Source organism: Pseudomonas rustica (genome assembly GCF_049959085.1).
Lineage (GTDB): Bacteria > Pseudomonadota > Gammaproteobacteria > Pseudomonadales > Pseudomonadaceae > Aquipseudomonas > Aquipseudomonas rustica.
Genome location: NZ_CP188200.1, coordinates 4,889,570 through 4,910,833 on the forward strand (window position 1 = coordinate 4,889,570; position 21,264 = coordinate 4,910,833).

Annotated in this window: 19 protein-coding genes; 12 read left to right on the forward strand and 7 right to left on the reverse strand. The window is 60.2% G+C overall.

What is annotated here, in order from left to right:
- Nucleotides 1-59 precede the first annotated feature (59 nt).
- From cobJ to ACP3TY_RS22340, 7 genes are all read right to left on the reverse strand, one after another.
- Nucleotides 60-1,760 (reverse strand): precorrin-3B C(17)-methyltransferase, encoded by a 1,701-nt coding sequence (gene cobJ, locus ACP3TY_RS22310; RefSeq protein WP_426618503.1) that lies wholly within the window; start codon nt 1,758-1,760, stop codon nt 60-62.
- The gene (locus tag ACP3TY_RS22315; RefSeq protein WP_370872600.1) at nt 1,760-2,494 is read right to left on the reverse strand and encodes a precorrin-2 C(20)-methyltransferase; all 735 of its coding nucleotides are present in this window, start codon (nt 2,492-2,494) and stop codon (nt 1,760-1,762) included. The genes cobJ and ACP3TY_RS22315 overlap by 1 nt, the downstream gene beginning before the upstream one ends.
- The gene (locus tag ACP3TY_RS22320; protein WP_426618504.1) at nt 2,491-3,117 is read right to left on the reverse strand and encodes a precorrin-8X methylmutase; all 627 of its coding nucleotides are present in this window, start codon (nt 3,115-3,117) and stop codon (nt 2,491-2,493) included. Before ACP3TY_RS22320 ends, ACP3TY_RS22315 begins: the two co-directional genes overlap by 4 nt.
- On the reverse strand, nt 3,110-4,408 hold the full coding sequence (gene cobG, locus ACP3TY_RS22325) for a precorrin-3B synthase (protein ID WP_426618505.1): 1,299 nt from the start codon (nt 4,406-4,408) through the stop codon (nt 3,110-3,112). The genes ACP3TY_RS22320 and cobG overlap by 8 nt, the downstream gene beginning before the upstream one ends.
- A gap of 136 nt (nt 4,409-4,544) precedes the next feature.
- Nucleotides 4,545-5,201, reverse strand: a complete 657-nt coding sequence (locus ACP3TY_RS22330; protein ID WP_426618506.1) for a hypothetical protein — start codon at nt 5,199-5,201, stop codon at nt 4,545-4,547.
- Nucleotides 5,202-5,251: 50 nt separating this feature from the next.
- Nucleotides 5,252-6,070: a hypothetical protein gene (locus ACP3TY_RS22335; RefSeq protein ID WP_426618507.1), complete on the reverse strand. Its 819-nt coding sequence runs from the start codon at nt 6,068-6,070 to the stop codon at nt 5,252-5,254.
- Between the two features lie 146 nt (nt 6,071-6,216).
- The gene (locus ACP3TY_RS22340) at nt 6,217-6,882 is read right to left on the reverse strand and encodes a hypothetical protein (RefSeq protein ID WP_400647998.1); all 666 of its coding nucleotides are present in this window, start codon (nt 6,880-6,882) and stop codon (nt 6,217-6,219) included.
- A gap of 229 nt (nt 6,883-7,111) precedes the next feature.
- On the opposite strand from ACP3TY_RS22340, the gene cbiE reads away from it, so the two are divergent.
- The 12 genes from cbiE to urtA all read left to right on the forward strand — a co-directional run bounded on the left by cbiE (nt 7,112) and on the right by urtA (nt 21,247).
- Nucleotides 7,112-8,323, forward strand: coding sequence for a precorrin-6y C5,15-methyltransferase (decarboxylating) subunit CbiE (cbiE, locus tag ACP3TY_RS22345; protein WP_426618508.1), 1,212 nt, complete (start codon nt 7,112-7,114; stop codon nt 8,321-8,323).
- Nucleotides 8,316-9,047 carry a cobalt-precorrin-6A reductase gene (locus ACP3TY_RS22350; protein WP_426618509.1) on the forward strand — a complete coding sequence of 244 codons (732 nt, stop codon included), beginning with the start codon at nt 8,316-8,318 and terminating at the stop codon, nt 9,045-9,047. Before cbiE ends, ACP3TY_RS22350 begins: the two co-directional genes overlap by 8 nt.
- A gap of 259 nt (nt 9,048-9,306) precedes the next feature.
- Nucleotides 9,307-9,705 carry a DUF2946 domain-containing protein gene (locus ACP3TY_RS22355; RefSeq protein WP_426618510.1) on the forward strand — a complete coding sequence of 133 codons (399 nt, stop codon included), beginning with the start codon at nt 9,307-9,309 and terminating at the stop codon, nt 9,703-9,705.
- A gap of 48 nt (nt 9,706-9,753) precedes the next feature.
- Nucleotides 9,754-10,233, forward strand: a complete 480-nt coding sequence (locus tag ACP3TY_RS22360; RefSeq protein ID WP_426618511.1) for a copper chaperone PCu(A)C — start codon at nt 9,754-9,756, stop codon at nt 10,231-10,233.
- 21 nt (nt 10,234-10,254) lie between these two features.
- Nucleotides 10,255-10,701: a DUF2946 domain-containing protein gene (locus ACP3TY_RS22365; RefSeq protein WP_212544939.1), complete on the forward strand. Its 447-nt coding sequence runs from the start codon at nt 10,255-10,257 to the stop codon at nt 10,699-10,701.
- A gap of 84 nt (nt 10,702-10,785) precedes the next feature.
- Nucleotides 10,786-12,906 (forward strand): TonB-dependent copper receptor, encoded by a 2,121-nt coding sequence (locus ACP3TY_RS22370; protein ID WP_426618512.1) that lies wholly within the window; start codon nt 10,786-10,788, stop codon nt 12,904-12,906.
- A 101-nt stretch (nt 12,907-13,007) separates the two neighbouring features.
- Nucleotides 13,008-14,387, forward strand: a complete 1,380-nt coding sequence (locus ACP3TY_RS22375; protein WP_426618513.1) for a PepSY-associated TM helix domain-containing protein — start codon at nt 13,008-13,010, stop codon at nt 14,385-14,387.
- Nucleotides 14,388-14,538: 151 nt separating this feature from the next.
- Nucleotides 14,539-16,662, forward strand: coding sequence for a TonB-dependent receptor (locus ACP3TY_RS22380; protein WP_426618514.1), 2,124 nt, complete (start codon nt 14,539-14,541; stop codon nt 16,660-16,662).
- 223 nt (nt 16,663-16,885) lie between these two features.
- Nucleotides 16,886-17,674 carry an ABC transporter ATP-binding protein gene (locus ACP3TY_RS22385; RefSeq protein ID WP_426618515.1) on the forward strand — a complete coding sequence of 263 codons (789 nt, stop codon included), beginning with the start codon at nt 16,886-16,888 and terminating at the stop codon, nt 17,672-17,674.
- On the forward strand, nt 17,671-18,618 hold the full coding sequence (locus tag ACP3TY_RS22390; protein ID WP_426618516.1) for an ABC transporter substrate-binding protein: 948 nt from the start codon (nt 17,671-17,673) through the stop codon (nt 18,616-18,618). The genes ACP3TY_RS22385 and ACP3TY_RS22390 overlap by 4 nt, the downstream gene beginning before the upstream one ends.
- Nucleotides 18,615-19,625 (forward strand): FecCD family ABC transporter permease, encoded by a 1,011-nt coding sequence (locus ACP3TY_RS22395; protein ID WP_426618517.1) that lies wholly within the window; start codon nt 18,615-18,617, stop codon nt 19,623-19,625. Before ACP3TY_RS22390 ends, ACP3TY_RS22395 begins: the two co-directional genes overlap by 4 nt.
- Nucleotides 19,626-19,981: 356 nt before the next feature.
- On the forward strand, nt 19,982-21,247 hold the full coding sequence (gene urtA / locus ACP3TY_RS22400) for an urea ABC transporter substrate-binding protein (RefSeq protein ID WP_053116878.1): 1,266 nt from the start codon (nt 19,982-19,984) through the stop codon (nt 21,245-21,247).
- Nucleotides 21,248-21,264: the final 17 nt, after the last annotated feature.

A 21,264-nucleotide genomic window follows, 5' to 3' on the forward strand; every position in this document is an offset into this window, starting at 1 on the left:
TCTGAATCCTTGGTAAACGCAGAAATAAAAAGCGGCTCCGTAGAGCCGCTTTTTTTGCATCAGCCTTTTGGCTTCTCGCCATACCAGCGCGGCGTGTAAACCCAATCACCCCCAGTTGCGCGAGGAAAGGTGCACGTGGTGGACGAACCGATCAGCACCATCGTGCGCATGTCCACCTGATCCGGTGTCAGCGCGCCCAATGTGGTGGTGCGCAATGTTTGCCCAGGCCGGCCAACATCCCGCCCCAACACCACTGGCGTTTCTGACGTGCGATGTTGTGCGACGATTTCCAGCGCTCGCCCCAACTGCCATGGCCGCGCCTTGGAAATAGGATTGTAGAACGCCAGCGCCAGATCCGCTTCCGCCGCGAGATCCAGACGTTTCTCGATAATCGACCACGGCTTGAGGTTGTCCGACAGCGACATCACGCAGAAGTCGTGCCCCAGCGGCGCACCGGCCTGTGCGGCGGTGGCCAGCGATGCGGAAACGCCGGGAAGAATTTCCAGATCGACGCTGTGCCACGAGGGATCATCCGACTCGTGCAGCGCTTCGAGCACCGCCGCTGCCATGGCGAACACGCCGGGATCGCCCGAAGAAACGACGATCACCGAACGGCCTTCGGCGGCCAGTCGGAAAGCGTGACGGGCGCGCTGCATTTCTTCGCGGTTGTCGGTGCAATGCTGCACTTGATCGTCGCGGAACGGGCCGGCCATGCGCACATAGGTTTCGTAGCCGAGCACATCGGTACAACGCGCCAGTTCGGCTTTGACGGCGGGAACCATCAGTTCGGCTGCGCCGGGGCCAAGACCGATGACGGCGAGACGACCGCGTGGGCGGCCGACATGAGCAACGTCCAGCGGCTGCTCGGCAATCGCGATGGCGAGGTTGTTTGCGGTCACGATGCTCGCTGAAGGTACGGCATTAAGTGCCAATGCTTCGAGATCAGTTTGCGCAGCGACAAACCGCAGCGGCACGCCCAGGTCAAGCGCTGCATCACGCAAGTTCGCCGAAGCCATTTGACTGTCAGCGGCGACCAGACACGCCAGCGATTGCAGCGCAATTTTTGCTTGCTGCAATGCTTTGCGAACGGCGCTCGGTAGATCGGCAACGTCGGCAGTGACCGCCACCGCCACACTGCGCGGATAAATCAGTAATTCGTTGGCGCTGACTTCACGCTCAGCACTGCTGACATGAATCGAACGCTGCGCCTGCGGATCTTCCTGCAGTTGCGCCTGATCCAGCCACGGCGCCTCGCCTTCAATACGCACGCTGTGCCCGGCTAGCAGGTCGGAGACAAAACGCTTGCCCAGTTCCAGATCGGCGAGCGCATAACCGCTCGGTGGATTGAGCAGGCAGGTGCCGAAACGCAATTCGCCACTGGTGGTGATTGCCGCCGTCACTTGCAGCCCGGCAGCGATTTCCCGCGCCATGACATTCACCCCGCCGAGGCCGCCGAGCAGCGGCACCACCGCGCTGCCATCTTCAGCCACTGCGAGCACGGCAGGTTCGGCGCCCTTCTCCAGCAACAGCGGCGCCAGTGTGCGGATGACAATGCCCGCAGCGCACAGGGCAATGATCGGCGTGTTGTGCTGATACAGATCGCGCAAGGTCGCGCCGAATTCCTGATAGCTGCAATCGGCGCCTTCAACGCGCCCGGCGAGGCCGTGGATCTGCGCCGCCGGATAGACCTGCTGAATGCGACGGGCCGTGGCCAGGCTGGCCTGACCGAGAATGACGATGGCGGGTGTGGAGTGAGTCATCAGCCCTGCCACCGTTCGCCCGGCACGATGATCAGCGAGAAGTACGGCGAGGACATCGGCTCGACCTGATCCATCGGCACGATCTTCTGATTGGCCATGGTCGCGCGCTCAACGTACAACGCACGCTCGGCCAGACCGAGTTCTTCCAGTACCTGACGCACTTTCGGGAAGTTGCGGCCCAGCTTCATGATCACAGCGGCGTCAGCATCGGCCAGACGTCGCTTCAATTCTTCATGGGGCAACACGCCGGAGAGCACCGACAAACTTTGATTGCGATACACCAACGGCGCGCCCAGCACCGAAGCGCCACCGAGCATCGAGCAAACGCCCGGCACCACTTGCGCTTCATAGCGCGTGGCGAGGCGATCGTGCAGGTACATGTAGGAGCCGTAGAAGAACGGATCACCTTCGCAAATCACCGCGACATCACGACCTGCATCGAGATGCGCGGCGACGGTTTCGGCGGCTTCATCGTAGAAATCGCTGATGACTTGTTCGTAAGAAAGCGGCGCCGGCAATGCTTCGGTAGTCACCGGATACACCAACGGCAGCAGGTTCTGCGCTTCTTGCAGGTGCGCTTCGATGATGCCGAACGCGTTGCCCTTTTTGCCCTTGGCGACGAAGTACGCAACCACTGGCGATTCGCGCAGCAAGCGCAGCGCTTTGACGGTAATCAGTTCCGGATCACCGGGGCCGACGCCCAGGCCAATCAAACGTCCTTTAGCCTGCATCATTCAATCTCCGTGGCGAGGGCATTGACGGCGGCGGCGGCCATGGCGCTGCCACCGAGGCGGCCTTGCATGATCACGAACGGCACGCCACGGCTGTCGGCGGCCAGTGCCGCTTTCGATTCGGCGGCGCCGACGAAACCGACCGGGAAGCCCAGAATCAGCGCCGGTTTTGGTGCGCCAGCGTCGAGCATTTCCAGCAGATAGAACAGCGCAGTCGGCGCGTTGCCGATCACCACCACACTGCCTTCAAGGTGCGGACGCCACAGTTCCAGCGCAGCGGCGGAACGAGTGTTGCCCAGCTCGCGCGCCAGCTCCGGCACGCTGTCGTCGCGCAAGGTGCAGATCACTTTGTTGTTGGCCGGCAGGCGCGCGCGGGTCACGCCTTCGGAGACCATTCGCGCATCACACAGAATCGGCGCACCGGCGGCCAGCGCCTCGCGCCCGGCCTTGCCCGCGCCTTCGGAAAATTGCAGACCGTCGATGGCCTCGACCATGCCGCAGGCGTGAATCACCCGCACCGCGAGTTTTTCCAGATCGGCCGGGATTCGCGCGAGGTTGGCTTCGCTGCGAATGATCGCGAAGGAGTTGCGATAGATCTCCTGACCGTCGCGGATGTAATCAAGCATCAAGGGGGCTCCGGGAGCGGGCGTCGAGCAAAATCGCGGCCGCTTCAATAGTAAAATTGCGTGCGTGCAACGCGCCGAAACCCGGCAGCGTTGCATCGCGAAAATAGAGGTCGTAATGACCGGGGCTGACCGCCAGCAACGTCACCGGCGCACGGTGCGCCGCGGCGCAGGAACGCGAGCAACCGGACAGGTGCACGCTGAGCGCCGAGGGCAGCAGCGTCGCCAGATGGCGGGCGTCCTGTTTGGTGTCGGCGAGGCCTTTGCCGCAGCCGTTGGAACCGGTGCAGGCGATCAGGCGCGACAGCGGTTGACTCGGCTCGGTCAGCAGGTTGAGTTGCTTGAGGCCTTGCAGCACCTCGGCGGCGTCAGTGATTTTGACGTCGGGTAGCAACAGGCTTTGCCACGGGGTGAAACGCAGGTGGCCGTTGCCGAACTGGCGAGCCAGTTGTGCAACACCGCGCAGCATTGTCGGATCGAGACGACCGAGCGCTGGTACGGCGCCGATGTACACCAAATCCGAGGTATTTTGCGGATGAACGCCGATGTGCAGATTGTCCGCTGCCGGCGGGCGCTGCCAATCGCTGACAGCTTGCAGGGTGACCCGCTGAGCGAGTTTTTCAAGAAACAGCTCAGGCGTCATTTCGCTGAGCAAATGGCGCATCCGCGTTTGCTCAGGGCGCGCCAGATCAAGGAACAATTCGAGCACCGCGACCACCTGCGCATGGCCGTTGTCCAGTGCCACCGCACCAAGCGCACGATCCGTCGGGCAGCCGGCCAGACCGAATGCCAGCAATGTCTCGCCGTCCCTTTTGAAGGCTGATAACCACAGATCATGCGGGTGTTCGAGCATCGCCAAGGCTTCAGCGCCGTCCAGTTGCACGGCGAACTTGGCGCTCAATTCATGAAAGCGCGGATGGTTTTGCAGGGTGTCGAGGATCTGTTCGGCGAGCGGACGAGTGTCGAATTGCATCTGCTGGTCGATCCCGGCAGCCGGGCTGAGCATCAGGTTGCGCACGTCGTCGCCGGCTGCGGATCGCGGGCCGAGGCCGGCAGCCAACAGGCTGTCGATCAATGCAGAGGACTGCGCGCCGATCCCGCGAATCTGCAGATTGGCGCGGTTGGTCGCCTCGATGGCGCCGCTGGCGAACTGTTGTGCCGCATCCGCCACCGCATCTGCCTGATCGGCGCTGAGCGAGCCACCGTTGAGTTTGATCCGACAAATCCCGCCATCCAATGCCTGAACGATACGCAGCAACCCCGGACAAGCCGAGGGGCGTATGGCAGTGGACATCGGGCGTTCGTTCAAGGGGCGAACCGGTTGCGAGGGAAAGGCGCGGTATTATGCCTGCTTTGTTCACCGGCATGAAAAGTCTGCCCGTCGGTTTTGCAAGACATATCCCTCGACGGGCATTGCCCTCGCGGGCATTTCAGGCCAACGCGATGATTTGCTCTTGGCGGCGCTCGCCCAGTAACGAGATAACCTTGGCCCGGGAAAAACCATAATCCTCGGGATCGATCAGCGCTTTGTAGCCTTCGACAAACACGCGGCCCTGGATATTTTTGTTATTGAAACGATGATAAAGCACATTATCGACGACGATTTCTGCAACTTCAAAAGACACGACCACAGTCGATACCGCTGTCCCGGAAGAAACAACGCCCAACATAAATCTGATGCAATTCCCCTCCAACAAAACATGTGGCTGGATACTCTGATTAGCCACCGCAGCGGAGACTTGCTTCAACTGCACCTCGATCGCTGAAGCGCACACGCGTGTGACCGTCGCGGGAATCCAGCTGTGCAGAAGTCTGGTTGCCAACTCCAACACGGTAAAGCTTTCAGGTAAAGGCGCCGGAAAATTTACGCCTGGGTTGTCCAGCAACAGGGCACCGGTGGCTCTCAATGCCATTTTATTAGCGTGGGCCCATGATTCAACGTCGCGGCCATCGGAAACTTTATGGGCGGCGACTGTTTGAGCATACAGCAGGGCATCAAGGCTATCGGATCGGTCTGCTGCGGATAATTCGTCCGCCACCAGAATGACCGCGCCGGCGCAGACGAAAGTTTTAAATCCTGTGTTCATTTTCAGCTTCCTGGAAAGCCAGAGACTCGCGTCTCTGGCTTTATTTAAACTCAGGCCTTCGTACCGAACTCATAGCTCAGCGCTCTTTCACGCTGCTCGGTCAGCGCTTTGACAATCAGCGGCTCGACCATCAAGTAATCCTCTTCATCCATGTGCATGGTGGCCGCGCCGTTATAGATTTCAACTGCCGAAGTGGCCCACTCGATAAACAACACTTTGGTCGGTTGTGCAGTGGCGAGGTATTGCACGGCTGCAACGGCCAGGGTAATGCCACCGTCGGTATCTTCCAGGGCACTGGACATGCAGAAGTTGCCACCTTCGGCTTTCTTCGAGTTGTTTTCAAAAAGCTTCAATGCTTCAGGCTCGTTCTTCAGTGCATCCATTGTTGCATCGGCGACAGTCGACAGTACCTTCAATGCTGTCTGGCCTTGGCCAATGGCTGCACCCACTGCCGCATGAATAATGGTCAAGGCAACATTGTCCATCGTGAGCTTTTGCGAAGAAGCACTGTAGCGATTATACGGCTGGCTGAAGGCGAACCATCCGGTCAATTTCATCAGTCGCATGAACTCGTTGTATCGCTGTTCTTTCTGACTGGCCGCCGGAAATTTGAGCAAGGCCACCAGGTCGGCATACATGTACGTATTCTTGACGATACGCTTGCTGCGCTTGGACATGCTCGCATCAAAACCTGCGATACCCGACCCCATGATGGCGGCGTTCAGTTCATCCTTGTCAATGGGCAAGTTCGCAGCGGCCCGAACGGTGCGCGCATGCATTACTGGTTGTGCCGCGACAAACTCATTGCACTCCGTAATTAATGCAACACGTTGAGCAGCAGAAGTTACCTGTTCATTTAATTCATTCATTACTATTGATTCCCTGCAATTATTTAAACGCCGTCTTGGCGTAAAACCAAATTAGCCCCACGTTTAAAATTAATCAACTTTCGTTCCATTCAATTCATTTCAGCTGTCACGCCAACACTAAAAATCGTTCCATCACCAGCCACGATTTAACGCGTCAGTTCAATTTCCGCCGTACGCATTTCAAGCACCGCTTCGCTTAACCGTGCGCGATACTCTTCCATCTGTCGCGGTTTGATTGCAAAGCGCCTGGACTGGATATCAAGTTGCGCACCGGTGTGCTGTACCGTCCAGAATAGATAATTCGAACTCCAGTCAGTTTGCAGAAAACGCACGTTGCTAATCACGATCTCCAACTCTTTTTGCGCATTGTATTGTGCTGGGGAAAAACGAAAGTCTGCCCATGCGCGCGCGCCATCGGATAACACATCGATTCCAGCCGGGCTAACCTCAAGTAACTGAAAGGTCTCTTTCATTGCGGCAATTTTTGATCGACTTATCAGCGTCGACACCGATTTCGCCCACTTGTCCAACAAGTTTCCCGTGAATTTTTTGTCGGCAACAATTACCGGTTCGTATTCCAACCCCCAGCCAACAGACCACAGGACGCCAGAGTAAAATTCGAACCATGCTGCAGGTTCATGTTTTCTGTTATGGCGTTGATCCGCTCTAAACTCCGCCCAGCGCATACTGTCTTTAATAAACCGTTGATCTGCCTTGGCCACACCCGAGAGAAACGACAGTAAATTGCCTCCCATTACGACTGAAGCACCGCCATCAGTCAAAGTACTTGCAGCCCGCTGTATCTCACTCATATCTACACTCCTGTATATTTAACGCACCTTGCTTGGCACTCATTATCACTGCCTGTTCATCTATAAACGGCAGTTCATTGCACTGAGAATAACAACCTCAAAACAATTCCAACAAAAGCAACTAAAACAATTAGTGTCCGTTCGCCAATTAACAGATTGAAAGCAGTCAGTTGGCAGCCATCGCGCTATCATGTCGCCGGATAATGGCAAGCACACGATTGAGGAAGGTATGGCCCCTTGGCTGACGGTTGTAGGCATCGCTGAAGATGGCTTTAAAGGCCTTGGTAAAAACGCCCGGCGCGCCCTGATGAACGCCTCGCGGATTATCGGTGGCCAACGCCAACTGGATTTACTGCCGGTGTGCATTCGCGGCGAACGCCAGTTGTGGCCGAGCCCGTTTTCTCTCGCGCCGGTGCTTGAGCAGCGCGGCGAAGCGGTCTGTGTGTTGGCCAGCGGCGATCCGATGTTCTATGGCGTCGGCGCCAGCCTGGCGCGGCAGGTGCCGAGTGATGAAATGCTGATTCTGCCCGCACCGTCGTCATGCTCGCTGGCGGCGGCAAGGCTGGGCTGGCCGTTGCAGGAAGTGAGCATCGTGTCGTTGGTGGCGCGGCCACTGGCAGCGCTCAATGCGCAGTTGTTCAGCGGCGTGCGGTTGCTGCTGTTGAGCAATGACGGACAGAGCCCGGCGGCGGTTGCTCAATTGCTGCGTGAACGCGGCTTTGGTTCGAGTCGCATGAGCGTGTTCGAACACTTGGGTGGCGATGCCGAGCAACGGATCGACGCCAGCGCCCACGACTGGAACCTTGCCTCGACTGCCGACCTCAACGTGATCGCCATCGAATGCCTCGCCGACGCCAACACGCCACGCTTGTCGCGCCTTGCCGGCCTGCCGGACTCGGCGTTCAAACATGACGGCCAACTGACCAAACGCGACGTGCGCGCCATCACCCTCGCCCGCCTCGCCCCGACGCCCGGTGAATTGCTTTGGGACGTCGGCGCCGGCAGCGGCTCGATCGGCATCGAATGGATGCGCGCACATCCGAGCTGCCGCGCGTTGGCCATCGAAGCCGATGACGGTCGTCAGCAATTGATCGAGCTCAACCGAGATGCGTTGGGCGTGCCCGGTTTGCAGTTGATTCGCGGCAAGGCTCCCCAAGCGCTGCAAGGTCTGGAGCGCCCGGATGCGATTTTCATCGGCGGCGGCGTCACCCGTGAGGGCGTGCTTGAAACGTGCTGGGAACGGCTCAAACCCGGCGGGCGTCTAGTGGCCAACGCCGTCACCCTGCAAAGTGAAGTCACCCTGATGAGCTGGCGCGAACGTTTCGGCGGTGAGCTGACGCGCATTCATGTCGCGCAGGCGCAGCCGCTGGGCGAGTTTGATACGTGGCGACAAGCGTTGCCGATCACTTTGCTTGATCTGGTTAAACCCTTCGATGCGTAAACGAATCCTGTTGCTCGGCGGCGTCACCGAAGCCCTCGCGATCGCCCGTACGCTGGGGCCGGAGCACATTTACAGCCTCGCCGGTGTCGGTCGTGTGCCGACCGATCTGATCTGTCAGGTGCGCGTCGGCGGTTATGGTGGTGCCGAAGGTCTGGCGCAATTTATTCGCGCCGAAGGCATCGACCTGCTGCTCGACGCCACGCACCCCTACGCCGCACAAATCAGCCAAAACGCCACCACCGCTGCGCATCTGACCGGCATCCCCTGCTGGGCCCTGCGCCGCCCGGCGTGGCAGCCGCAAGCGGGCGATGACTGGCGCGAAGTCAGCGACTGGGCGGAGCTGATCAATGCCCTCAAACCATTCCGTCGTCCGCTGTTTACCCTTGGCCGAGAACCATTGCAGCACCTCGACGAAATCCCCGCCGAGCAATTCTGGACACTGCGCGCCCTTGACGTTTATCCCGGCAATGAGCGCTGCGAAGTCATCGGCGCACGCGGGCCGTTTCTGCTCGACGATGAACGCGCCTTGTTCGAACGCCGGCAGATCGATGTGCTGATCAGCAAAAACAGCGGCAGCACCGCCACCGAGCCGAAACTGGAAGTGGCGCGCGAGCGTGGAGTGCCGGTGCTGGTGTTGAAGCGGCCGGTGTTGCCGGGGGTTGATAGGGAGTTTGGGTCGGCGTCTGAAGTCCTCGCGGCCCTCACGACTGAAGGCCTGGTTTGAAAGGTTAGAAACCTTGAGGACGCCTTCGCGGGCAAGCCCGCTCCCACAGGGTTCGCGGCGTTCGCATTTTCTGCGTACGCCATCAATCACTGTGGGAGCGAGCTTGCTCGCGAAGGCGGCCTGACTGGCGTCGCGATTCGCAACCGCTACACTCTTTGAAAAACGCTGCGACACCAAACCGCACGACGCTTTTTTACTTATCGGCCCTGATCAGGCTAAATAGCCCGCGCCTGATCGCCCACCCAAATGGATCTCTCCCATGAACCGACAACGGCTAGCATTTGCCTGGATCGCCTGCTTTGCAGTGCTGTTCAACATGCTCGCCATGCCGATGACGGGGGCGATAGCGCAGGCGGCCAATTCACCGGCCGAACAGTTGCTGTGGAGCAGTTTCTGCACCGGCAGCGGGACGAAGATGGTCGCGATCAACATCGGTTCCCCCGAGCAGAAGGCGCCGGCCAACGACACGCATTCCAACATGCAGCATTGCTGGTGTTGCTCGGGTTCTGCGCCATTGGTGGCGTTGCCGGGCCATTCGCCGCAGCTGTATTTCGCCCGCTATGAAAGCAATCACAGCGTCGCGCCGCTCTCACTGCAAACCCCTACTCCGCGCCAGCAATGGCCGAGCCTCAATCCCCGCGCCTCTCCTCTGGTTTGATTTGTTCTCGCAATTGACCTGCGTTTCAAATCGTTCTGGAGAACTGCCATGTTGAACAAACTCATCGTCATCGCTGCGCTGTTGCTGCCCGCGTGCTTCGCCAATGCCCACGAATACAAGGCTGGCGAGATTGAAATCGCCCACCCGTGGTCGCAGGAATTGCCGCCGAATGCGCCGACCGTTGCGGCGTATTTCGTGATTCACAATGGCGGTAAAACGGCTGACCGCTTGCTCAGCGTCGTCTCGCCGATCGCCCCCGAAGCGCAGTTGCATGAGCATGTGATGCAGGGCGATCTGATGAAGATGCAGCAGGTGCCGAGCGTGGAAATCCCTGCTGGCGGCAACGTGATATTTGCGCCGATGGCCTATCACGTGATGCTGCTCAACCCGACTGATCGCAGCCTGCTCACGGACGGCAAGCAATTCCCGCTGACGCTGCATTTCGAGAAGGCCGGCGACGTCACCGTCGAAGTTTCGGTGCAGAAGAAGCCCCCGGAAACCACGCAGGCTCACGCGCACGCTCAGTAAGCCTTCCGGCAGATTCCGCCCATGCGCCCGCTGAGCGCCAGGCCCTCCGCGCCACGCCGTCAGACTGAACACCTGACTCGCGGCAGCTGGATCGCCCTGTTCGCCATGTTGATGATCTTCATCGGCCCACTGATTTCTCAGTCGATGCCGATGGATCAGCACGCCTCGACCTCCCTGCCAATGAGCATGGACATGTCGATGGACATGCCGGGGATGGATCACTCCGGACACGACGCGAAACCCAGCGCCGAACACTGCCCGCCACAATCCTCGCACCACGTGCTGTGGGAAAAATGCGGCTATTGCAGCCTGCTGTTCAATTGCCCGGCACTGACCGGCGGCGGCGATTTCGTCGCCTTCAACATCCCGCCACTCAACACTTTCACTCCGCCCTCCCCGCGCCTGGGCCACGCCCGGCAAACCTTCTTCCCCGGCGCCCGCAGCCGCGCACCACCCATCGCAGCGTAAACACGCACCTTTGATTGCACACGGTTGAGAAGACAGCTTCAGGCTGCCGGCCGTGTCGTTTACGACTGTTTGATGGAAATTGTCATGTCCAGGTTTGCTGCTGTTTCACGCTCGGGTTCCGCCCCGGCGTCCTTCGCTTTGAACGAATCACGGATTCGTTTCAGGCACGCTAGCGCCGTCCTTTGCGGCGTCCTGCTGTCCCCGTTGGTGTTGGCCGATGATCACACCGGCCACAACGAAGAACTGAGTCCAACGGTGATCACCGCGATCGCGCCGAGCTCACCGCTGACCATCGTTACCAACCCAAAAGATCCACGCCAACCAGTGCCGGCGAGTGACGGCGGCGATTATCTGAAAACCATTCCGGGTTTTGCGCTGGTGCGCAATGGCGGCACCAACGGCGATCCGGTATTGCGCGGCATGTTCGGCTCGCGTCTGAATATCCTCACCAACGGCAGCATGCTGCTCGGCGCTTGCCCCGGCCGGATGGACGCGCCGACCTCGTACATCTCGCCGGAAACCTACGACAAACTCACCGTGATCAAAGGCCCGCAAACCGTGCTTTACGGCCCGGGCGCCTCGGCGGGCACAGTGTTGTTTGATCGTGAACCGGAGAGCTTCGGCGAACTCGGCACGCGGGTGAACGCCAGCGTTCTGGCCGGTTCTCACGGACGCTTCGACAAGGTTGTCGACGCAGCTGCCGGTGGCCCGTTGGGTTACGTGCGGGTGATCGGCAACACCGCGCATTCCGACGATTACCGCGACGGCAACAACGACATCGTCGCCTCGCGCTACGACAAGTGGAACGGCGACGTCGCGGTCGGCTGGACGCCGGATGCCGACACCCTGATCGAACTCACCGCCGGTAAGGGCGACGGCGAAGCGCGCTACGCTGGGCGCGGCATGGACGGCTCGCAATTCCTGCGTGAAAGCCTCGGCCTGCGTTTCGAAAAATCCAACATCACCGACGTGCTGGAGAAACTCGAAGCGCAGGTCTACTACAACTACGCCGACCACGTGATGGACAACTACACGCTGCGCACGCCGTCCGGCACCGGGATGATGGCCGGGCCCATGGCGTCCAACGTCGACCGCCGCACCCTCGGTGCGCGGATCAAAGCGACCTGGCGTTGGGCCGACATTCAACTGATCACCGGCCTCGACGCGCAGACCAACGAGCATCGCCAGCGCAGTTCAATGGGCGTCGACACCTACAAAGATCTGCCCTACACCAAGGACGCCGATTTCCATAACTACGGCGTGTTCAGTGAAATGACCTGGTACGCCGCCGACCGCGATCGGCTGATCACCGGCGCCCGCGTCGACCGCGCCTCGGCCAAGGATTATCGGCAAACCAGCGGTTCGGGAATGATGACCCGCCCCAATCCGACCGCCGACGACACCCGCGCCGACACCCTGCCCAGCGGCTTCGTGCGCTACGAGCATGACCTCGCTGGCAGCCCGACCACGCTCTACGCCGGCCTCGGTCACGCGCAGCGCTTTCCGGATTACTGGGAGCTGTTCTCGGCGAGCAGCGGCCCGGTCGGTTCGCTCAACGCGTTCGATTCGATCAAACCGGAGAAAACCACGCAGTTCGATTTCGGCGTGAACTACAAGAGCGCCGATCTGGAAGCCTGGGCCTCGGGCTACATCGGCGTGGTGCGCGATTACATCCTCTTCGATTACACCCCGGGAATGATGGGCATGAGCACCTCGCGCGCCGAGAACATCGACGCGCGAATCATGGGCGGTGAACTCGGTGCCGCGTATCAACTCACCGACAACTGGAAGACCGATGCGACCCTGGCCTACGCCTGGGGCAAGAACAGCAGCGACGGTTCGGCCCTGCCGCAAATGCCGCCGCTGGATGCACGCTTCGGTCTGACCTATACCAAAGACAACTGGAGCGCCGGCGCACTGTGGAGGGTGGTTGCTGCGCAAAACCGTATCGACCAGAACAAGGGCAACGTGGTCGGCAAGGATTACGACAAGAGTTCGGGCTTCGGCGTGTTCTCACTCAACGGTGCCTACCGGATCAACAAAAACTGGAAGGTCAGCAGCGGCGTCGACAACCTGTTCGGCAAGGCTTACGCCGAACACCTGAACCTGGCGGGCAACGCCGGATTCGGCTACCCGGCCAACGACCCGCAAGCCATCAACGAACCGGGGCGCACGCTCTGGACCAAGGTGGACATGAGTTTCTAAAAAGAAAGTCAAAAGATCGCAGCCCGCATGTACCCCTGTAGGAGCTGCCGAAGGCTGCGATCTCTTGATCTAAAAAAAATTCGCCCAGCGGAGCACACGTGATGAATCAGCCCAAACCGAATTTCTACAACCTCGCCTGGCGTTGGCATTTTTACGCCGGGCTCTTCGTCGCCCCTTTCATGGTGATGCTGGCCCTGACCGGCATGATTTACCTGTTCAAACCGCAACTCGATTCATTGATGTACAGCAGCCTGCTCAACGTCCCCGCCGGTCATCACAGCGTCCCGGCCGATGACTTGCTGCAACGGGTAAAAAGCGCTTATCCACAAGGCCAGGTCACCCAATACCTGCCGCCGGTCAACGCCGAACGCAGCGCGCAATTTGTGGTGACCAACGCCGGTCACGAACTCAATGTGTTCGTCGACCCGTACCACGGCGACATCCTCGGCGAACAAGACGCCAAGCAAAACCTGCAAGCCATCGCCCGCGCGATTCACGGCGAATTGATGATCGGCACCGTCGGTGACCGTCTCATCGAAATGGCCGCCGGTTGGGGCGTGGTGTTAGTGGTGTCCGGGTTGTTCCTGTGGTGGCCGCGCGGTCAGGCCGCAGGCATTTTGTGGCCTCGGCTGAACAGTCGCGGTCGTGTGTTGTGGCGGGATCTGCACGCGGTCACCGGGTTCTGGGGCGCGACATTGCTGCTGGTGATGCTGCTCAGCGGCATGACCTGGACCGGTTTCTGGGGCAAGCAATACGCGCAAGTGTGGAACGTGTTCCCGGCAGCGATGTGGGACAACGTGCCGACCTCCGATGTTGAAGCGCGAACCCTGAACAGCGCCACCCGCCAGACCGTGCCTTGGGCAATGGAAAACACGCCGATGCCGATGTCCGGCGACCACGCCGAACACATGGCCCACGGCGGCGCCAACGCTGGCCCGGCGGCACCGAGCATCAGCCTGCAAGACGTGCAAAACATCGCCACCGCGCGCAAGGTCGAACCGGGTTACAGCATCACCCTGCCGACCACCGCCACCGGCGTGCTCACCATCGCCGTGTTCGCCGACGATCCGCGCAACGACGCCACCCTGCACGTCGACCAATACACCGGCAAAGTCCTCGCCGATGTGCGTTTCGAACAATACGGCACGGTTGCCCGCGCCACCGAAATCGGCGTGATGCTCCACGAAGGCAAGATGTTCGGCACCTTCAATCAGATCGTCGTGTTGCTGATCTGCCTGATGATTCTGCTCAGTGCCGTCAGCGGTGTGGTGATCTGGTGGAAGCGTCGGCCACAGGGCAAATTCGGCGTGCCACCGCTGCGGCATGACCTGCCGAAATGGAAAACCGGCGTGGTCATCATGCTCGCGCTGGCGGTGATTTTTCCGCTGGTGGGCGCTTCGCTGGTGGTGGTGTGGTTGCTGGATCGACTGCTGCTGTCGCGGTTTGGTCGCCAACCTGAATCTGCCTCAACTTCATCATGAAGCAGGCGAGATGCGCGATTTAGACAGCTCTATAGACTGCCGGGGCTTATATGCCGGCAATTTTTAGTGTTACTGTATAACGCGAATTTGCCATTCTGCCCACGACCACAAGTCGTGGGCTTTTCATTTGATGAAGTGATTCACCGTACCGATGAACAAGTACCTCTTGTCCAGCCTCTGCCTGTTCGCCATGAACAATGCCCACGCCGACAGCGCCCCCCTGACGTTGCCCACCGGCACCATCAGCGCGCCCGCCGTTGACGATGCAACCGTCAGCCTCACCACGCCGACCACCGCCGGTTCGCGGCTGAACCTCAGCGCCATGCAAACCCCGGCCAGCGTTGAAAGCCTCAGCGGCGAGCAAGTCCGCGCACGCGGCGATCGCAGCGTGCAGGACGCGGTGTCGCGCAGCACTGGCATCAGCCGCACCGGGACGCCGGGCGATGGCGGCACATCGTTGCAGGCGCGCGGTTTCACCGGGCAGAGTTCGGTGATGCAGTTGTATGACGGCAACCGCATGTACACCGGCATGGGCACCGTCACGTTCCCGGTCGACACTTGGTCGGTGGAGCGTGTCGATGTGCTGCGTGGCCCGGCGTCGGTGTTGTACGGCGAAGGCGCGACCGGCGCAGTGGTCAACGTTATTCCGAAGAAGCCATTCGAGGGCGACATCGAAAATCATCTGCGCGTCGGTTACGGCTCTTACGACAGCCAACAGCAGGCCTTCGACAGCGGCGGTTCACTGAGCGATACGTTGAGCTATCGCCTCAATCTCAATCGTCTGCGCAGCAACGGCTGGATCGATCGCGGCGACGCCTCCAGCGACTTCATCAGCGCCGCCCTGCGCTGGCAGGCCAGCGAAGATCTGGCGTTTACCCTCGCCCACGATTACGGCGATCAGCGCCCGCAAAACTACTTCGGCACGCCGTTGATCAATGGCCATTTGCAGGACAGTTTGCGCAACAAAAACTACAACGTGCGCGACGACAAACAGCACTACAACGATCAGTGGACGCGTCTGACCAGCGACTGGCAGATCAACGACTCGGTCAGCGCCAGCAACGAGCTGTATTACCTCAAGGCCCAGCGCCGCTGGCAGAACGCCGAGAACTACAACTTCGACGCGGGCAGGCAGCAACTCAGTCGCAGCGGTTATTTCGGCATCGGCCATAAACAAGAACAGGTTGGCGACCGTCAGACCTTCACCTTCAAACACTCGCTGTTCGGCCTCGACAGCCAGACCGTCAGCGGCGTCGAGTACAACCGCATCCGCTTCCAGCTCAACAGCAACTCGCCGTTCAACGACGTGTTGCCGAACGGCCAGGCCGTGGATCTGTATCACCCGCAAGCTGGCACTTTCGAGAGCGCCGACCCTTATCGCGATCAGTTCGACAGCACCACCAAACAGATGTCGGTGTTCGCCGAGAACCGCACGCAACTGAGTGAGCGCTGGTCGCTGGTGACCGGTGTGCGCCGCGATTACGTGCACGTCGATCGCAATAATCTGCTCGATGGCAGTCAGAGCGACAAGACCCTGACCGGCAACAACTGGAAGGCCGGGCTGGTGTTTGCGTTGACGCCGGACACCTCGTTCTACGGCCAGATGGCGACCAGCACCGACGGTATTGGCGGGCTGATTTCTCTGAGCCCGAGCCAGCAGCAGTACGATCTGTCGACGGCACGCCAGACTGAAGTCGGCATGAAGCAGTTGTTCTGGGATCAGCGCGGCGAGTTCACCTTGGCGGCGTATCGCATCGTCAAGAAAAAGCTGCTGACCGATGATCCGGGCAACCCGACGCTCAAGCAGCAGGTGGGTCAGCAGTCGTCTAACGGTCTGGAAGCGAGCCTCGATCTGCAACTGCCGCATGCCTGGCAACTGCAAGCGAACGCGGCGATCGTGAAGGCCAAGTACGACGATTTCTCGGAGGTGGTGAACGGCCAGACGCTGTCGTATAACGGCAATCGTCCGGTGGACGTACCAAGGCGTACGGCCAACCTTTGGTTGAACAAAGCGCTCAGCGATGATCTCAAGGCCGGCGCCGGTGTGCGGTATGTTGATGCGCGTTACGCCGACATGACCAACCGCAACGAGCTGCCGAGTTACACCGTGGTCGATGCGACGTTGTCGTGGCAAGCGCTGCGCAACACGACGCTGGGCTTGCAGGTGAACAACCTGTTTGACCGCCGGTATGCGCAAAGCCAATACAATGAGGGGCAGCAGTGGATCCTTGGCGAACCGCGCTCGTTTTTTGTCAGCGCTGATTACACCTTTTGATTGAAAAGCCTTGCCCTCACCCTAGCCCTCTCCCAGAGGTAGAGGGGACTGACCGAGGTGTTTGGGCAAGTTGCACCGACTTGAAATACCGAGTCGAACTCAGGGTTTGAACAGCATGAAGATCGGCTCCCTTTCCCCCTCTACCCCTTGGGGGAGAGGGTTGGGGTGAGGGGGAAAAAATCTCACTGAACCACCACAATCATCGACATCACACCGGACCCGCATGACCTCACTCACCCTCACCGACCTCGCTTGGACACCGCTGGGCCACGGCCACTGTCATCACCAGTTCCAGCTGCGTGACGCCTCGTTGCAGGTGGCCGCCGGTGAGTTCGTCGGGTTGATCGGCCCCAACGGCAGCGGCAAAACCAGTCTGCTGCGCTGTGCCTATCGCTTCAGCGCGCCGGAAAGCGGTGAGGTCAGACTTGATCACCACAACGTCTGGAAACAATCCTCACGCTGGTGCGCGCAACGCATCGCCGTGGTCTTGCAGGAATTCCCCGATGCCTTCGGCCTGACCGTCGAAGAAGTCGTCGCCATGGGCCGCTCGCCGCACAAACGTCTGTTCGACGGTGACACCCGGGAAGACCGCGATCTGGCCACTCAGGCCCTTAAATCCGTCGGCCTCGATGGCTTCGAAGACCACGCCTTCGCCACCCTCTCCGGCGGTGAAAAGCAGCGAGTGATTCTCGCCCGCGCCCTGACTCAACAACCGCAACTGCTGATCCTCGACGAGCCGACCAATCACCTCGACCCGCGCTATCAGCTCGAATTGCTGCAACTGGTCAAACGCCTGAACATCGGCACCCTCGCCAGCATCCACGACTTGAATCTGGCCGCCGCGTTCTGCGACCGTTTGTACGTGATCGATCACGGCCGCATCGTCGCCAGCGGCACGCCGCAAGAAGTCCTCACTGAACAATTGCTGCGCGAGGTGTTTGGCGTCGAGGCGTTGATCGACGCGCATCCCCTCCACGGCTACCCGCGAATCACCTGGATAACCCGACCATGACCCTGCGTTCCCTGCTTTGCGTCGCTCTTCTGTTGTGCAGTGCCGAGGCGTTGGCCGAAGCGACCAAATACCCGCTGACCGTGCACAGCTGCAACCGCGACGTGACCTTCAAGGAAGCGCCGAAACACGCAGTCAGCCACGATATCAACATGACCCAGATGATGCTCGCCCTCGGCCTCAAATCGCGGATGGCCGGTTACAGCGGCGTCAGTGGCTGGAAGTCGGTGACACCCGAGATGCAATCGCTGCTCGACGGTTTGCCGGAGCTCGCGGCGAAGTACCCGTCGGTGGAAACCCTGCTCAACGCCAACGTCGATTTCTTCTTCGCCGGTTGGGATTACGGCATGCGCGTCGGCGGCGACCTGACGCCGCAAACCCTGCAACCGCTGGGCATCAATGTCTACGAGTTGACCGAGTCCTGCGCTTTCGTGATGAAGCGCCCGGCGGCGACGCTGGAGGACACTTACAACGACCTGCGCAACCTCGGCAAAATCTTCGACGTGCAGGATCGCGCCAATGCCTTGATCGCCGACATGCAGGCGCAAGTCGCTGCCGTGCGCAAAGACCTGCCAGCAGAAAAGCCGCGTGTGTTCCTTTATGACAGCGGCGAAGACCGCGCGATGACCTCTGGCCGCCTCGGCATGCCGCAAGCGCTGATCGATGCGGCGGGCGGGCGCAATATTCTCGATGACGTCGACGCGAGCTGGACGCGGGTCAACTGGGAAACCGTGGTCGAGCACAATCCACAGGTGATCGTGATCGTCGACTACAGCGAAATCACCGCAGATCAGAAAATCCAGTTCCTGCTCGATAACCAAGCGCTGCAATCGGTCGATGCGATCAAGAACCAACGCTTCATCGTCATTCCGTATGTGCAGGCCACGCCGGGCATCGACAACGTGTTGGCCGTTGAAACCCTGGCCAAAGGTTTCCACGGCGAATGATCAACCGTCGCTATGCCTTGCTGCTGCTCGCCCTCGGCGCCGTGTTGCTGGTGTCGTGCGTGGTCTCGCTCGGCTTCGGCCCGGCGCGGGTGCCGGTGGACGTGGTGTGGCGGATTTTGCTGCACAAGGCCTTCGGTGTTGGCGAGGTGAACTGGAGCGCCGGACAGGAACATATCGTCTGGCTGATCCGCGTGCCGCGCATGCTCCTCGGCGCGCTGGTCGGTGCCGGGCTGGCGCTGATCGGCGCGGTGCTGCAAGCGGTGACGCGCAATCCGCTGGCCGATCCGCATCTGCTCGGCGTCACCTCCGGGGCCACGCTGGGCGCGGTGATTGTGGTGCTGCATGTCGGCGAAATTGTCGGGCTGCTGACCTTGCCGATCGCCGCGTTCATCGGCGCGCTGTTGAGCATGCTGGTGGTGCTGGCGATTGCCAGTCGCCATGGCCGGCTCGACAGTGACCGCTTGCTGCTGTGTGGCGTGGCGGTGTCGTTCGTGATGATGGCGATCGCCAATCTGCTGCTGTTCATGGGCGACCACCGCGCCAGTTCGGCGGTGATGTTCTGGATGCTCGGCGGCCTCGGGCTGGCGCGCTGGGAGTTGCTCGCGGTGCCAGCGGCCAGCGTGCTGCTCGGGTTGATGTTGCTGCTGGGCATGGCGCGACCGTTGAACGCATTGATGGCCGGCGAGCAGACCGCCGTGACCCTCGGTTTGAATGCGCGCGCGGTGCGTTTGCGGGTGTTCGTCATCGCCTCGTTGATGACCGGTGTGCTGGTATCGATCAGCGGCTCGATCGGTTTTGTCGGGCTGATGGTGCCGCACATCGCGCGGCGCCTGGTCGGTGCCGAGCATCGGCGTTTGCTGCCGGCGTGCGTGCTGCTTGGCAGCATCTTTCTGGTCTGGGTCGATGTCGCAGCGCGCACGTTGATCGCGCCGGAAGACTTGCCGATCGGCATCGCCACTGCTGCCATCGGCGGCCTCTTCTTCATCGGCCTGATGCGCCGCCGCTGACCCTCCACAGATTTCTCCTCCCTGTAGGAGCTGCCGAAGGCTGCGATCTTTTGATCTTTGGACGCGGAGCGTCCACGGCTGCATTCCCACGCAGAGCGTGGGAACGATCAAGAGCAAGATCAAAAGATCGCAGCCTTCGGCAGCTCCTACACATGATTTTTCGCGCCCCAAAGTGGCGCGACCGCATGCACCAACGCGCCCTGCGCGTCCCTTCGTGGTGCAGCGCAAAACCGCGCAAGCGCTCTAACACGACATTTTCCTGCCTGAACCCGACCGGGCACAGCCCTTGCAAAACAGCCTTCAGTCGTCCGCATCTGCCAACCAAAAAAACTTCAAATGTTCATGGAGATCGCACAATGAAGCGTCGCAGTTTGATCAAGGCTTTCACACTCACGGCATCGATTGCCGCGATGGGCATGACCTGGACTGTCCAGGCCGCCGAGACCATCAAGGTCGGGATTCTGCATTCGTTGTCCGGCACCATGGCGATCTCCGAAACGTCGCTCAAAGACATGGCGCTAATGACCATCGACGAGATCAACGCCAAGGGCGGCGTCAACGGCAAGATGCTTGAGCCGGTCGTGGTTGACCCGGCATCGAACTGGCCGCTGTTCGCCGAGAAAGGCCGGCAGTTGCTGACCCAGGACAAGGTCGCCGTGGTGTTCGGCTGCTGGACTTCCGTGTCACGTAAATCGGTGTTGCCGGTGTTCGAAGAGCTCAACGGTCTGCTGTTCTACCCGGTGCAATACGAAGGCGAAGAGATGTCGCCGAACGTCTTCTACACCGGCGCCGCGCCGAACCAGCAAGCGATCCCGGCGGTGGAATATTTGATGAGCGAAGAAGGCGGCAGCGCCAAGCGCTACTTCCTGCTCGGCACCGACTACGTCTACCCGCGCACCACCAACAAAATCCTCCGTTCGTTCCTGCATTCCAAAGGTGTGGCCGACAAGGACATCGAAGAGGTCTACACGCCGTTCGGTCACAGCGACTATCAAACCATCGTCGCCAACATCAAAAAATTCTCGGCCGGTGGCAAGACTGCGGTCATCTCGACCGTCAACGGCGACTCCAACGTGCCGTTCTATAAAGAACTGGCCAACCAGGGTTTGAAAGCCACCGACGTACCAGTCGTGGCGTTCTCGGTCGGCGAAGAAGAACTGCGCGGCATCGACACCAAACCACTGGTGGGCAACCTCGCGGCGTGGAACTACTTCGAATCCGTCGAGAACCCGGCGAACAAGAAATTCGTCGCTGACTGGAAAGCCTACGCGAAGAAACACAACCTGCCGGGCGCGGACAAAGCCGTGACCAACGACCCGATGGAAGCCACTTACGTCGGTATCCACATGTGGGCTCAGGCGGTTGAGAAAGCCAAATCCACTGACGTCGACAAAGTACGTGAAGCGCTGGCCGGGCAGACCTTTGCGGCGCCATCGGGCTACACGCTGACCATGGACAAGACCAACCACCACCTGCACAAACCGGTGATGATCGGCGAGATTCAGGCCGATGGTCAGTTCAACGTCGTGTGGCAGACCGAAGGGCCGATCCGTGCGCAACCGTGGAGCCCGTTCATTCAGGGCAACGACAAGAAGCCGGATTATGCGGTGAAGAGCAACTGAGTTATCCCGCTCAACCT